Below are 14,616 nucleotides of genomic sequence, written 5' to 3' on the forward strand. Positions count from 1 at the left end.
CTCAGTAAACTTAATATATTGTAATATAAGCATATTTAAATACGTGAACAAGTGACCTGCACATCTTAAAGATGGAAGCAGAACAGTGCAGGATGGTTTTTTTGTAGCCGATTATTATCATGCATCTTTTATGCGCGAAATTGGTATAGTTAAAGGGTGATTGTTCGAGGCTTAGACTGATTGGGAGAACTGCAGCCTTTTAATAGGCTGTTGCTGCTCATTTTTGTAATTTTAATAATTCACGATTGCCATTGAGCGCCTCAATAATATTATTCTTATAAGGGCTTGTTTATGAAAATACTGGTTGCCACAACCTCAATACTTGCGTTCATTACCTTAGGTGTAATAAATACCGGCGTGGCACAGCCTGCAGGCGCTGAAGTAGTGCAGCATTTCTGGCTTTGGTCATTTCTCGGAAGACTGCATCCAATGATAGTGCACTTTCCTGTCGGGATATTAATAGCTGCTTTATTAATGGAAGTCATCGAGTGGAGATGGAAGAATAACAATTTTAACTCAGCCATCAAAGTATTGGTTTGTATTGGCGCGATATCGGCGGTGTTTTCTGTTGTTTTCGGCCTGCTCTTGTCCAATACTGAAGAATATGGCAGTGACATCCTCGGCATACATCAGTGGACAGGTATTGCAACAATGGTGCTTGGGCTTTGTTCGGCTTATATGTATCTGAAGGGCTCCCGCCGCATGCAAGTGGCATTACTCACACTGACAGTTATTGGAGTTACAATTGCAGGACATTACGGTGCCGGCTTGACGCATGGTGAAGATTATCTTACCAGCGTATTGCCTGCAGAGGATGTATTGCCTGAAAAGGACAATCCTGTTTTTGCACTGGCAAGCCAAAAAGAACCCTTGACCGAAAGCCAGGTTCAGGACCTGAATGTGCAGGTGCGCACCATTCTTGCGCATAACTGTTATAGCTGTCATGGTTCAACAAAGGTTAAAGGAGAACTCCGGTTAGACACGAAGGATTTGATCATGAAAGGAGGAGAGCATGGTGCAGTTGTTGTTCCGGGGCATCCTGAGAAAAGCGAAATGATCAGGCGCATATCTCTTCCGCGCAGCGAAAAAAAATCCATGCCCACAAAAGGGAAGGGACTTACAAAAGATGAGATTGCAGTGCTTGCATTTTGGATAAAGCAAGGTGCACCATGGCCCGCAGGAAAGGAAAAAAGCCTGTATCGCGTAGCAGACCTCGCACCGCGAAGTCCTGCAGTTCCTGCGGCAAAAGGCGATCTTACACAACCGATAGACTTATTTGTTGACGCTTATTTTAAAAAGAAAAATATTCAATGGCAACAACCTGTAGATGATCGCACATATATAAGAAGGGTGTTCCTGGATGTTACAGGACTGTTGCCAACTGCGAATGACATAGATGCCTTCATGCAGGATAGAAGAGCAGATAAACGTTCGCAACTGGTGCAACGGTTATTGCAGCAAAATGAAGCTTATGCGCAACACTGGCTTACTTTCTGGAACGATGCATTGCGTAATGATTACTCCGGTACAGGATATATTACCGGTGGACGGTTTGATATAACGCAATGGTTATACACATCTCTTATTGCCAACAAGCCTTACGATGTTTTTGTAAAAGAACTGATCAATCCGGCAAAACAATCTGAAGGTTTTATTCGTGGCATTCAATGGCGCGGTACAATCAATGCCAGTCAGCGGACAGAAATGCAGGCTGCTCAAAATGTGGCTCAGGTATTTATGGGATTAAACCTTAAGTGCGCTTCCTGTCACGATAGTTTTATAAGCGACTGGAAGCTGGATGATGCCTATTCCTTCGCGAACATTTTTGCTGATAGTACACTTGAAATCAATCGCTGTGATGTGCCTACGGGACGCATGGCAGGAACCCGTGTGCTTTACAGCGAATTGGGGAATGTTGATGCTAAAGCTAAAAAGCAGGAACGCCTGAAACAACTTGCAGATGTACTCGTGCAGCCTAAAGATGGCCGTTTGTACAGAACGCTTGTCAATCGCATATGGGCGCAGGTGATGGGCAGAGGCATTGTAGAACCTGTTGATGCGATGGACAATGAACCATGGAGCCAGGATCTGCTTGACTGGATGGCTTCAGATTTTGTAGCCAATGGTTGTGATATTAAAAAACTGCTTTACCAGGTGCTTATATCGCGCACTTATCAATTACCCTCTCAAAGTGTAAAAGAGCCGGATCAGATAATTGCACCGGCCTATGTATTTAAAGGGATGATGCGTCGCCGCTTAACTGCAGAAGAGTTTTCTGATGCAGTTAGTGAAACCATTCAGCCTATATTTCCTGATAGTGCTGTTGTATATAAGTTGTTTCCGAATTCTGTTAAACAATCAATGCATTTTCCACGTGCCGCGTTTGTCATGAACAACGCTTTCCTTACAGCATTGGGCAGGCCAAACAGGGAAACCGTTTCAACCAGCCGCGCTTCGCAGGCAAGTTTGCTGCAGGCGCTGGAACTAACAAACGGCACTTTGTTTAATAAGGCCATGGAACGAGGGGCAGAGAGATTGCAACAAAAATATCCTGATGCAAAAACAATGATCCAGGAGGTATATAAGAGCACGCTGGGCCGCTCGCCAACAAACGATGAGCAGGCCGTAGCATACAAAATGCTGGGTGATAAACCTGGTAAGGATGCCATTCAGGATTTTGTTTGGACGATGACATTGCATCCGGAGTTTCAACTCATTTATTAATTGAAAATTGAATGTTGAAAATTGAAAATGATGGGAGAATGTGCGAATGTGCGAATGTGCAGATTGATGTAATTGAAAATTGAAAGTTGACAATTGAAAATGATCGCGAATGTGCAAATGTGCGAATGTGTAGATTGATGTAATTGAAAATTGAAAGTTGATAATTGATGTGATGTGCGGATGTGCGGATTGATGTGATTGAAATGGGAAGTTGATAATTGAAAATGTGTGGATAGCAAATTGGATAAATTGATGACTGGAAGTTGGCTAAGCATTTAGGTAATCGTTCACTTACGTTCAAGCCCTGAAGGGGCGCTGGCATTAGGGCAGGGCAACGCCCTGTCAAAAATAACAAACGGTGGTTAAAGCCCTGTAAGGGCGCAAGCAGATAAAAATATGCCAATCAATTTTATCGAAGTGAATGAGCCCTTAAATGAAAAAGAATCCTGCGCTTTTAATACGCGGGGAGAATGGTATTGATATGTTACGAATTTTAAAATTAAAAGCTGAAAGCTGAGAGCTGACGGCTGAAGGCTAAATTCTTCACCATGCAACGAAACTGGAACAGAAGAGAATTTCTAAAGACAACAAGTGCAGCTACACTGGCTGCGATGGCAGCGGGGGCACCGGTGGCAAGCCTGTTGTCAGGTTGCGGCAAAGGCAGGCCCGTGGCAACTGCGGATACAGTGATATTGCTGTGGATGGCTGGCGGTATGGCACACACGGAAACTTTCGATCCTAAAAAATATACACCGTTTGAAAAAGGTATGCAGGGTGATAGGGTTTTGAGCACATTCAAATCAATGCCGACAGCTTTAGACGGGGTTTACTTTTCCGAGGGATTACAATCCATTGGAAAGGTTATGGATAAAGGAACGCTGATCCGTTCTTATGTTGCAGCTGACATGGGGCATATACTCCATTCCCGTCATCAATATCACTGGCATACATGTTATGAACCTCCACAGACTGTTGCCGCCCCGCATCTGGGTGCCTGGATTGCAAAAGAGCTTGGTCCAAAAAATCCGGTGATTCCGGCGTTCATAGATATTGGTCAGCGTTTTACAGTAGGGGAGGCTGAAGAGTTGAAAGCCTTTCATACTGCGGGTTTTCTTGGCAATGAGTATGGCCCCTTTTTTATTCCCGATCCCAGCCAGGGACTGGAAAGTGTGCGTCCTCCTGTTGGAATGGATGCAAAGCGATTTGAAAGACGTAATCAATTATACAATGAACTCATCAATAAAAGCCCCTTTGCAGATCATGGAAGTGATTACCAGAAAGAGTCCATAAAACGCTCTATGGAGCAGGCTTACAGGTTGCTTAATTCGCCCGAGCAAAAAGCGTTTGATCTTAGTCTTGAACCCAAAGAGATCTATGATATTTATAACACGGGTCGCTTTGGATTGGGTTGCCTGCTTGCAAGAAGGCTGACAGAGCAAGGCGCTCGCTTTATTAGTGTGACTACTGAATACGAACCTTTCATGGGTTGGGATACACATGAGAATGGCCACACACGCGCAGAAGGAATGAAGAAAATGATTGATGGACCCATCTCTCAGTTGATCAAGGATCTTGATAAGACCGGTCACCTTGACCGGACTATTGTAATACTTGCGAGCGAATTTAGCCGTGATATGATGGTAGAAGGCCGTCCTGATGCCAAAGTACAGGAGCAGGTCAATCAGCCGGATGTATTAAGTGAATTGAAATTCTACGGTATGCACCGGCATTTTACGGATGGATGCTCTATACTGATGTTTGGAGGTGGTATAAAGAAAGGGTTTGTCTACGGCAAAACTGCAGATGAACGTCCATGTAAGAGTGTTGAGAATCCGATTAAGATAGACCAGGTTCATCAAACAATCTATCATGCCCTGGGTATTCCTGAAGATACACAATACGAAGTGGAAAAGCGTCCATTCTATACAACGCCAGACGGGAAGGGTAAGGCTGTTATGGATTTGCTGAAATCAGCTTAAAGCTTAGAGCCTAAAGCCTAAAACTTTGGTACACCTGGTAGTTTGTTTGTGTTCGATAAGAGTGCCTGTTGTAAGAAAGTTCTTTACAGATTCTTCATCGTCTTTTTATCAATATTATCGTCAATCCTAAACCCTTTTATCTCCTCAATATTCTGCGTAATTATAGTAAAAATGTGAACTTAGTCATAACTACAATCCAGGTACATTAAATCACCTTCTGTATCTTGTAGCTTTCGAAATCGAAACTAACGGGTGCGGGGTTTGTATTGCGTTGCGGCACTCTTTTTCAATTGCCGTACTTTTGCCGGCAAAGACAGCGTAGAGCGTGTAATGAGCAACTTATATACCTACGGGTTATAAGTCACCGTAAACAACGTATAACGTACAACTTATAACGTACAACTCCTGGCGTGAATAAACAATTGATTAAAGGCTCCGCCCTTGTTGCTTTAGGTGCAGCCTGTTATGGCGTGTTGGCAACATTTGTAAAAATGGCGTATGATCACGGCTTTACAACAGCCGAGATAACGACTGCTCAATCTTTGTTTGGTGTGATAGGTTTGTTTTTATTAAATGTGTTTTTTCGTGGAAAGAATGAACCTCAGTCAGTGACAAATAGAAAAAGCGTTTGGATGTTGGTATTGTGCGGAACATCCATGGGGCTAACCAGTATTTTTTACTATCTGTCAGTTAAATATATCGCAGTATCAATTGGTATTATTTTGTTGATGCAAACTGTCTGGATGGGCGTAGTGTTAGAGGCATTTTTGCAAAAGCGGTTTCCATCTGCCATAAAAATTATTGCTGCTTTAGTTATTCTTGTAGGGACGGCTTTAGCAGCCAACCTGGTAAATGTAAATGTAGTGCTTGATTGGCGCGGTGTTGCATTCGGTATACTTGCCGCAATATGCTACACAATCACACTTTATACAACAAATAGCATTGCATTGGAATTGCCTCCTCTAAAAAGAAGTTTATGGATATTGGTGGGGAGTCTTGCAATAATTGTGCTTGTATTCTTTCCTTCATTGCTGCAGAAGTTTGCTATTACTTCTTTGTGGACGTGGGGATTATTTCTTGCGGTGTTCGGTACAATCCTGCCTCCGTTGTTGTTAACCAAAGGCATGCCGCTTACAGGCATGGGATGGGGTACTATCATAGCCGCCATTGAAATTCCGGTTTCTGTGTTAATGGCGCACTGGTTGTTACATGAAGAAATTTCTGTTGCGCAGTGGCTCGGCATTGTTTTGATATTGGGTTCAATTGTGTTGATGAATTTATCTGCTTTAAAAATAAAGCGGCTGCAAGCATGAAGCTTTCAGCCGCTTATTAAAGCGCTTTATATTCTCAGGCAACTGTTATCTGCTTTTCAAGATAAACGTCCTGTATGTCCTGCAATAATTCAATGCCATCGTTGAAAGATCGTTGAAATGCTTTGCGTCCGGATATCAATCCCATGCCGCCTGCCCGCTTATTGATTATGGCTGTCAGCACTGCTTCTTTTGTATCGCTTTCTCCAGTAGAAGCTCCTCCCGAATTAATTAAACCTGCCCTGCCCATATAGCAATTAAGTACCTGGTATCTGCATAAGTCAATAGGATTGTCAGTTGCAAGTTGTGTATACATCCTTTCATCCAGTTTTCCATAACTGCTGCCGCCCATATTCAATGCCTTATAACCGCCGTTGATGGTTGGTAGTTTTTGTTTGATGATATCAGCCTGTATGGTTACGCCCAGATGATTGGCTTGCCCTGTCAGGTCTGCGGATACATGATAGTCCTTGCCATCCTTTACAAAAGCACTATTACGCAGGTAGCACCAAAGTATGGTTGCCATACCAAGTTCGTGTGCTTCTTCAAAGGCCTTTGAAACTTCAATGATTTGCCTGTCACTTTCCTGCGAGCCAAAATAAATTGTAGCGCCCACGGCTGTAGCGCCTAAATTCCATGCATCCTTCACTGAGCCAAACATTACCTGGTCATGTTTATTGGGATAGGTGAGCAGTTCGTTATGATTAATCTTTACAATGAACGGAATTTTATGAGCGTATTTTCTTGCAATCATGGCCAGGCCGCCAAAGGTTGTTGCCACTGCATTACAGCCACCTTCTATCGCCAGCTTAATAATGTTTTCGGGATCGAAGTACATTGGGTTGGGGGCAAATGATGCGCCGGCACTATGTTCTATGCCCTGATCAATTGGTAGTATGGACAAATATCCGGAGCCTTGCAATCTGCCATGATTAAACAGCGATGAAATACTTTTTAATGTTTGTATATTTCTATTGCTTTCTGCAAAAACAGTGTCCGTAAAATGCGGTGATGGCAAATGCAGCAAGTCTTTTTTTACGGTTGAAGATGTATAGGAAAGGAGTGCTTCGTTTTCTTTTCCTATCAGGTCAATCATTTGTTCGTAATTCATAATTAAAAGATTAATTGCCGGTTATTAAAATGCTGATTCAGTATATAAAACATTAGTTAATATAGTTTGTTCGTTTTGCTGATTCTCAACTAAAATGTTTTTTTTATGTTATGAAAAAGGGATGAGATGTTGAAGATGCAACCGGGTAAGCGAACCTGAATTTACAATTTTAACGGCTAAAGAAATACCTGTTATGAAACATTCCATAGTCACAGTTACGTTTAACGCCGCCATAGACAAAAGCACAACCGTTGCCGGTATTGTGCCTGAGAAAAAACTACGTTGTGCAGATCCGTTATATGAAGCCGGTGGAGGCGGTATTAATGTTTCCAGGGCTATTAAAAAACTTGGGGGAAAATCCGCTGCTATTTATCTTACCGGAGGCAGAAGCGGCGGTTTGCTGACTGAAATATTAGTCGACGAAGGCGTTCATTGCATACCGGTTGAAACACAACGTGAAACAAGAGAGAATTTTATTGTATTTGATAGCACAACTCAATTGCAATATCGTTTTGGAATGCCTGGAACGCTGATTGAAGATGATGAGTGGCAGGAATGTTTACAAATGGTGCGAACATTGCCTGATGTTGATTATATAGTCGCCAGTGGTAGTCTGCCTCCGGGTGTGCCCGTGGATATTTTTGCCAGAATAGCGTCTATCGCCAATAATAAGGGAGCCCGGTGCATTGTTGATACGTCCGGAGAAGCTTTGGAAGCAGTTATTGAAGAAGGCGTGTTTTTGATAAAGCCAAACCTGCATGAGCTTGCGCAACTCGTAGGCAGGGAAGAATTGCAGATTGAGGATTTGAAAGCAGTAAGTCAGGCACTTGTTAGCAAGGGGTGCAGCGAAGTATTGGTGGTTTCCATGGGTGCGGCAGGAGCAATGCTTGTCACTGCAGATCAGATGCACAAGATAAGTGCGCCGCCTGTAAGGCGCAAAAGTACTGTTGGTGCCGGGGACAGTATGATAGGAGGAATTGTATTTAAACTTGACGCTGGTGCAAGGGTTCTTGAAGCTGTTCAATATGGAGTGGCTTGTGGTACCGCTGCAACAATGAACGCCGGCACTGCACTTTGCCGTTTGCAGGATGTGGAACAGTTGTTCAGGCAAATACAAACGTCTTGAGGATGTACGATGTACGATGTACGGTGTACGATGTTTGATGTACGATGTGGGGGAGAGGAGTGAGGTGTAAGGTGTCAGGTTTCAGGTTTTAGGTATCAGGTTTGAGGTGTACAGGCTTGAGGTTTGAGGCAAGGTTTCTGGTGTTGAATATAAAGAGAGGTTAAGTGGATGATTGGATGTAACACAAAGCCCACACCCGTAACCAAATTCCTGCAGTTGTATATTTTTCCTTCCTTTTCTAAAAATGATGGTTCAAGTCAAAAACAGTTGGTAAATCAGCCGGATTCTTGTAGTAACTGATTTAGACAAGAGCCTGACGAAACCTAATAAAAAGTAAAAGGGTGCAAATGATCATCATATGCACCCTTCCTATTTTCCTAACGTTCTTACTATCTTACTATCTTACTGTCTTACTATCTTACTATCTTACGGTCTTACATGTCTTACACGTCTTATTCTCTTCTCCCAACTGGAAACGTTACACCCAAATTCAATATCATTTCATAAGTGCCAAATCCCTGCCGGGCTTTTCCTTCGTAGATTTTTAAACCGGAATAACGCGCATAGTCAAGTTTATTGGCGTATTCAAGATATACATATTTGAAAAAGGTTGCGCGAATCGCTCCTTCAAGGCCAACATTCCATCCACCCAGTTGAAAATGAGGGTCGTTGGATTTACCAAATAAAGTATTTTCAACATGCGGAATAACCGGGCCTATACCTGCCTTTGCATAAAAATCGAGCTTGACATTTTCCTTTTCGTCAACATAAAAATTCCAGCGTTTGGTCAGGTTAAACAGCAGGAAATTTGCGCCATTGTTCAGGAAGTAGGAGAATCCATTAGCCTGGTTGAACATAACGGTGCTGTCAACAGGCTTGTGGTTGAGCGTGCCTGTTATTGCCGCTTTTTGATCTGAAATAATGTATTTGGTGTGATCGAAGTTTATTTCCACACCCCATCCTTTTTTCCTGTCTATAATATAGCCAAGCCTGTAATTATATTGCGGAATAGAGAGTGCTTTAGAAAAAAGACCTTCATCCCATCCGGGATGGTCATGCGCCTTGATCTGTTTTAACGTGTAGTTGTTGCCAATAGATGGCTGGCTAACTTTCAGGTTGCTGTGAGTATACCACTCTTTATTGTATCCCCACGAAAAATAAAATTCGTGCTTCCTTTTTTTTGTTGTGTTTTGAGCTTTTACAACAAAAGGTGTCGTGAAAAAAAGGCAAAAAAATGCCTTAGTCACATTTCTGTTCAGTACGTACATATGCTAGTCATTAAATCGATGAGTTGGTTTCGGTAGGGCGGCGCAAATGTATTGCGTTTTCGCGAAAAGAAAAACATTGCGTTATACACCTACGTCAATTAACTATTTAATCGCGATAACAAACAGTGTGATTTAATGTTCGCATAAAAACGGATTGCTTGAAACAGTTTGCAATAATTTAAAGCAGTTAGTTGTCTTTATGCTTTTTTCTGTTGCAAATTATATAGCCGATCAAAAACTTAATACTTAAACCCTTTTAATTAACAGAGACGAGCTTTATCTTTAATATTCAAGCTCATGTCAGACGCCGCTAAATATACCGAGAATGGCCTGGTTGCGTTGCTGAAACAACGCGATGTACCTGCATTTGAATATTTGTATGAGCATTATTCTGCGGCATTATACACTGTTATACTGAATATAGTGGATGAAAAGGAGGCAGGTAACGATGTATTGCAGGACGTTTTTGTCAAGATTTGGCGCCAGATTGATCAATATAATGAACAAAAAGGCAGGCTGTTTACCTGGTTATTAAATATTGCGCGTAATGCGGCGATTGATTTTAAAAGAAGCAGGCAGTTTAGAAACAGTCGTCAAAACCTTGAGCTGACGGACTCCGTATATTATTCAACCGGGGTAACCCAGCTCGATACTGATAAAATAGGTCTGGCAGGATTGGTGGAAAAATTGCCGGAAGAATACAGGAAATTGATCCGTCTTAGTTATTTTGGAGGTTATACACACGAGGAAATAGCCTCGGCAGAAAATATTCCTTTAGGAACTGTAAAAACAAGAATAAGAAAAGCACTAAGTGAACTAAGAAAACTGATGTAATTATTGTGGATATTAACGCATACATAGAGAGTGGTATAATTGAAAGCTACGTAATGGGAGTAACAACGCCTGAAGAAACGGCGGAAGTTCGCTCTATGGCTGCAACGCATCCTGAAATTGCCAGTGCTATATCCGCTTTTGAAGTAATGCTGGAAAAACAGCTGAAAAGTAATGTGCAGGCGCCGCCGCAAATCGTACGAGACAAAATTTTTTCCGAGATCATATCCCCTGATGAGACCGGTAAGGTTGTTCCTATGGAATCCGGCAGAGGTGACATCTGGCGATTTATGGCCGCCGCAAGTATCTTGCTGTTCATAGCCAGTGCATTGTTGAATGTATATTACTACCGCAACTATAAGCAAATGCAAAGTAGTTATCAGCAACTACTGGCAGATCAGGGCGTAATGCAGGCGCATGTTGACAAAATGCAGACCCGGATGAATCTGCTTGACAGCAGTATGGAAATGTTGCAGGATCCTTCTATGAAGGTTGTTTCTATGAAGGGGAATGATGGCGTAGCTACCGTGTACTGGAGTAGCAAGACTAAAGATGTTTATCTGCTCAAAAATAACGTACCTGCTGCTCCGGCAGGAAAACAGTATCAGCTATGGGCCATCGTTAATGGTAAGCCCGTTAATGCCGGAATGATCGGCGACTGTGTTGGTTTGTGTAAGATGCAAAATATTCCCGAAGCTGAAGCATTTGCCATTACACTTGAAAAAGAAGGCGGAAGCCCTGTGCCTACTTTGTCAGCGCTGTTTGTAATGGGGAAGGTGTGAGGCAAAGGCAAAAAAAGCAAAATTCAAAAGTCAAAAGTAAAAAGTAAAAATTCAAAAGTAAAAAACTCTGATGCAGGCTTTCGATAAAAGGGAAACAGCTTAATGATGCATCGTCTTTTTGAATTTTGACTTCCTAGCTCTTCACAAAATCATAGATGCTCCTCGCCGCCGTGGCCGAAGCATCACCGCCGCCGGATAACAGTTGTTTTAACGCAGCATAATCTTTTTGCAGTTGCTGTTTACGTTCAGGATTTTCCAGCAAATTTTTCAACTCGCTCACAAGATTGTCAACTGTCAGATCGTCCTGGATTAATTCCTTCACTACAAGCTTATCCATAATCAGATTTACCAGCGAAATATATTTAACCTTGATCAGCCGTTTGGCGATCTGGTAACTGATATTACTTCCTTTGTAGCACACTACTTCAGGAACACCAAAAAGAGCAGTCTCAAGTGTAGCCGTGCCGCTGGTAACGAGCGCTGCAGTTGATTCAAGCAGCAGATCATAAGTTTTTCCTCTAACGGAGGTCACGTTGTTGTAAGGAGCCAACAATGGTTCGTAAAAACTATCTTCCTGGCCGGGCGCTTTTGCAACAACAAATTGATAGTTCTCAAAATGCCTGCTTACCTCGAGCATTATCGGCAGCTTTTTCAGGATCTCCTGTTTCCTGCTGCCGGGAAGTAGCGCTACTATCTCTCTATCGTGCGGATGTCCGGTCGATTGCTTTTTATAGTTGTCGATTACCTTAACAAGCGGGTGGCCGACATATTCAACATCCCAGTGCCATTTATCTTTATAATAATCTTTTTCAAAAGGAAGTATGACAAGCATCTTGTCAATATACTGCTTCATTTTCTTCACACGACTTTCTTTCCATGCCCACACTTGTGGAGAAATGTAAAAAGCTATTTTATAGCCCCGCGCCTTGCCCCATTCGGCAATGCGAAGATTAAAGCCGGGATAGTCAATCAAAACCAACACATCTGGTTTATATGCATCAATATCTTCTTTGCAGAAAGCAATATTTTTCAGGATGGTTCGCAAATTCATCAACACTTCAACAAATCCCATGAACGCAAGATCTTTGTAATGCTTTACCAGTGTGCCGCCGGCCTCGCGCATCAGATCGCCTCCCCAACACCGGATGTCAGCATCCTTATCGAGCAATTTTAATTCTTTGATCAGGTTGCTTCCATGTAGATCACCACTTGCTTCACCAGCTATAATATAATATTTCATTTGTTTGTTTTTCCCTTCGGAATAGTGAAAAGCTTCTCTATCCGGCTCGCAAAATACAACTCTATTATGATTAGGGTGTGAATTGTGTTGGCACTTTCAATTTTAATTGGAGGAAATACTTGTCCGGGATACTTTTGCTTCCGCCAAAACATCACAATTCTTTTACCCAATGATGCGCCTGAATTCTACCTTAAATAAAAAACTTGCAGAGATTACCCTTAAAGCAATAGCAGTAGTAGCTCGCGTTCCATTAAAGCATGCAATGTTTTGTTGCTGCATAGCAATATTCTTTTGCGCATGCAAAGCTGAGTATGAAACAGTCGTGCAGGATCATGTTGTGACTGATGTAGTTCAAAATTCAAAAGGTACTTATCGCATTAAGTCACGTGCATTAACCGGCTCCCGTCCTTTGAGAAAGACAAAAATTTCTCCCGGCGATACGTTGCAGTGTATGATTCTACGTAGAATTAGATAGAGTTGTAAGTTATACGTTTTATGCAGATCAGTCGTAGTGCCGATCCCTTATCTAATACAAAGAGAAATCCGGGTGTTATAGTAGTATTACCTGACACCTGACATTCATACCTCACGCCTCCTACCTCACGCCTCTGTCACGTCCTCCTACCACACACCTCACACCTCACACCTTATACCTAATTCAATAAACGTACAACGTAAAACTTACAACGTACAACGTCTTACAGCTTTCTAACCCAAATGTTACGATAGCTCACCGGGTTTCCGTGATCCTGCAGTTTGATGGGTTCGCTGTCACTGTGCTTTTCGTAAGATGCAATGCCAATGTATTGTGTGCTGCCTATAAGTGTAGCATTGTTTTGAACAAGAACACCATTGTGAATGACAGTAATACGTGCAGCCATTTTAACTGTACCGTCTTCGTTAAATCGGGGAGCAGTGAAGATCACGTCGTATGTTTGCCATTCTCCGGGTTTACGGCTGGCGTTCACCAACGGTATTAATTGTTTGTAGATACTTCCTGCCTGCCCGTTGGAATATGTGCGGTTATTATAAGAGTCAAGCACTTGCAATTCGTATTTTCCCATCAGGAAGATGCCACTGTTGCCCCGGCCTTGTCCGTCTCCTTTTACTTCAGCTGGCGTTCTCCATTCAATATGCAGCTGGCAATCGCCGAATTTTTCTTTGCTTGTTATTTCACCAGAGCCGCCTTTTACCGTCATAGCGCCGTCGGCAATATCCCATTTAATGGGGCCGCCGTCAGTTCCAACCCATGCATCTGTGCTTTTACCATCAAATAATACAATGGCGTCAGAAGGTGCAGAGGAGGCTGATGCACCGGGCGTAATAACCCTGGGCTCAGGTTTCCAGACTTCAGTAAGGGACGGTGGATCTTTTTTCTCTTGTGCCATTGCACCGGCAACACATAACAAGGCTGCCGCTCCTGTAAAAAAAATCTTTGAATTCATGTTGCAATCGTTTATTAATTGTGATTTGTTTCGTAGCCCACTTGTAAGACTGAAAAACCATTATAAATGGCTTTTTTAATGCAAAAACAGTCAGACAATTGGCGATGATTCCAGATAGCAATATAAAAATAAATAGAATCAGATACGAGAATAATGTGAAGATGGAGAGCCGCATCAAATTGAGTAGCAAAAGAGATTTTTTGTGCCTTGCTTATGATTGCAAGTTTTCTCTAGTCTCTTTAACTTCAATAGGTGATTTTCTATCAAAGAAGAATGTCATTCTATAGTGAATGATTAATAAAGGCTTTTCAGTTATTGAATCATCTTTGTATGCCTGAACAAAAAAAATCTTTCCGGCGCCGGACGTAACGAGATAGTAATAATCCTTGTCGTCATTCGGAAATGTTGTTCTTATTACCTCCGCAGCCATGCTGCGTATCTTGATCGTTGTATCATATGCTTGTTGTAAATCTTTTTCCCAATTGTTGCTGAAGCGTTTTATCAACAGGGCGCGTGTTGTATTATTTAGATTTCGAATGCTGTCCATCGTAACCTTTGAAACAACACAGCCAAAAGAATGGAATTTAACGCCGTATCTTTTTCCGATAGCATTTAATTGAATGGATGATTCGAGATCTGGAACACCAGTTGTAATAATTGTCGGAAGAGTGTCTTTGGCCAAATTATTTATGCTTCGTGTTTTAGTGCGATGCTTACAGGCAAAATATAATGCCACAAAACAAATGAAGATTAGCCGATACATACGGTTTTAAGCCAAGATGCAGAGATAGGAAAACTGC

The 14,616-nt window shown here is 42.2% G+C and carries 11 protein-coding genes; 6 read left to right on the forward strand and 5 right to left on the reverse strand.

Annotated elements, in window-relative coordinates; all coding sequences use genetic code 11:
* Positions 1 to 291 precede the first annotated feature (291 nt).
* The 3 genes from QTN47_RS05110 to QTN47_RS05120 all read left to right on the forward strand — a co-directional run bounded on the left by QTN47_RS05110 (position 292) and on the right by QTN47_RS05120 (position 6,016).
* Complete coding sequence (locus QTN47_RS05110; RefSeq protein ID WP_369328249.1) at positions 292 to 2,724, forward strand: DUF1549 domain-containing protein; 2,433 nt, start codon at positions 292 to 294, stop codon at positions 2,722 to 2,724.
* A gap of 548 nt (positions 2,725 to 3,272) precedes the next feature.
* A complete protein-coding gene (locus tag QTN47_RS05115) occupies positions 3,273 to 4,703 on the forward strand; it encodes a DUF1501 domain-containing protein (protein WP_369328250.1) in 1,431 nt (476 codons plus the stop codon).
* Between the two features lie 410 nt (positions 4,704 to 5,113).
* On the forward strand, positions 5,114 to 6,016 hold the full coding sequence (locus tag QTN47_RS05120; protein ID WP_369328251.1) for an EamA family transporter: 903 nt from the start codon (positions 5,114 to 5,116) through the stop codon (positions 6,014 to 6,016).
* Between the two features lie 34 nt (positions 6,017 to 6,050).
* On the opposite strand, the gene QTN47_RS05125 is transcribed toward QTN47_RS05120, so the two are convergent.
* A complete protein-coding gene (locus tag QTN47_RS05125; RefSeq protein WP_369328252.1) occupies positions 6,051 to 7,124 on the reverse strand; it encodes a class I fructose-bisphosphate aldolase in 1,074 nt (357 codons plus the stop codon).
* Between the two features lie 193 nt (positions 7,125 to 7,317).
* On the opposite strand from QTN47_RS05125, the gene QTN47_RS05130 reads away from it, so the two are divergent.
* Entirely contained in the window at positions 7,318 to 8,250 is a 933-nt protein-coding gene (locus QTN47_RS05130; RefSeq protein WP_369328253.1) for a 1-phosphofructokinase family hexose kinase, read from the forward strand.
* A gap of 452 nt (positions 8,251 to 8,702) precedes the next feature.
* Here QTN47_RS05130 and QTN47_RS05135 read toward each other — a convergent pair whose 3' ends face one another.
* On the reverse strand, positions 8,703 to 9,518 hold the full coding sequence (locus QTN47_RS05135) for a hypothetical protein (protein WP_369328254.1): 816 nt from the start codon (positions 9,516 to 9,518) through the stop codon (positions 8,703 to 8,705).
* Between the two features lie 297 nt (positions 9,519 to 9,815).
* Here QTN47_RS05135 and QTN47_RS05140 point away from each other — a divergent pair, with 297 nt between their 5' ends.
* A complete protein-coding gene (locus QTN47_RS05140; protein ID WP_369328255.1) occupies positions 9,816 to 10,352 on the forward strand; it encodes an RNA polymerase sigma factor in 537 nt (178 codons plus the stop codon).
* Between the two features lie 5 nt (positions 10,353 to 10,357).
* Positions 10,358 to 11,131: an anti-sigma factor gene (locus QTN47_RS05145; protein ID WP_369328256.1), complete on the forward strand. Its 774-nt coding sequence runs from the start codon at positions 10,358 to 10,360 to the stop codon at positions 11,129 to 11,131.
* A 133-nt stretch (positions 11,132 to 11,264) separates the two neighbouring features.
* On the opposite strand, the gene lpxB is transcribed toward QTN47_RS05145, so the two are convergent.
* The 3 genes from lpxB to QTN47_RS05160 form a co-directional block, all read right to left on the reverse strand.
* Positions 11,265 to 12,371 carry a lipid-A-disaccharide synthase gene (gene lpxB, locus QTN47_RS05150; RefSeq protein ID WP_369328257.1) on the reverse strand — a complete coding sequence of 369 codons (1,107 nt, stop codon included), beginning with the start codon at positions 12,369 to 12,371 and terminating at the stop codon, positions 11,265 to 11,267.
* 698 nt (positions 12,372 to 13,069) lie between these two features.
* Positions 13,070 to 13,816, reverse strand: coding sequence for a 3-keto-disaccharide hydrolase (locus tag QTN47_RS05155; RefSeq protein ID WP_369328258.1), 747 nt, complete (start codon positions 13,814 to 13,816; stop codon positions 13,070 to 13,072).
* 211 nt (positions 13,817 to 14,027) lie between these two features.
* Positions 14,028 to 14,498, reverse strand: a complete 471-nt coding sequence (locus QTN47_RS05160) for an FEKKY domain-containing protein (protein WP_369328259.1) — start codon at positions 14,496 to 14,498, stop codon at positions 14,028 to 14,030.
* Positions 14,499 to 14,616 lie beyond the last annotated feature (118 nt).

This window comes from Danxiaibacter flavus, from assembly GCF_041060425.1.
Classification (GTDB): domain Bacteria; phylum Bacteroidota; class Bacteroidia; order Chitinophagales; family Chitinophagaceae; genus Danxiaibacter; species Danxiaibacter flavus.

Bases quoted from the DNA above. Each gene is read 5' to 3' on its own strand.
- QTN47_RS05135 (WP_369328254.1), bottom strand. From the start codon at position 9,518: ATGTACGTACTGAACAGAAATGTGACTAAGGCATTTTTTTGCCTTTTT.
- QTN47_RS05155 (WP_369328258.1), bottom strand. From the start codon at position 13,816: ATGAATTCAAAGATTTTTTTTACAGGAGCGGCAGCCTTGTTATGTGTT.
- QTN47_RS05125 (WP_369328252.1), bottom strand. From the start codon at position 7,124: ATGAATTACGAACAAATGATTGACCTGATAGGAAAAGAAAACGAAGCA.
- QTN47_RS05140 (WP_369328255.1), top strand. From the start codon at position 9,816: ATGTCAGACGCCGCTAAATATACCGAGAATGGCCTGGTTGCGTTGCTG.
- lpxB (WP_369328257.1), bottom strand. From the start codon at position 12,371: ATGAAATATTATATTATAGCTGGTGAAGCAAGTGGTGATCTACATGGA.
- QTN47_RS05115 (WP_369328250.1), top strand. From the start codon at position 3,273: ATGCAACGAAACTGGAACAGAAGAGAATTTCTAAAGACAACAAGTGCA.
- QTN47_RS05130 (WP_369328253.1), top strand. From the start codon at position 7,318: ATGAAACATTCCATAGTCACAGTTACGTTTAACGCCGCCATAGACAAA.
- QTN47_RS05110 (WP_369328249.1), top strand. From the start codon at position 292: ATGAAAATACTGGTTGCCACAACCTCAATACTTGCGTTCATTACCTTA.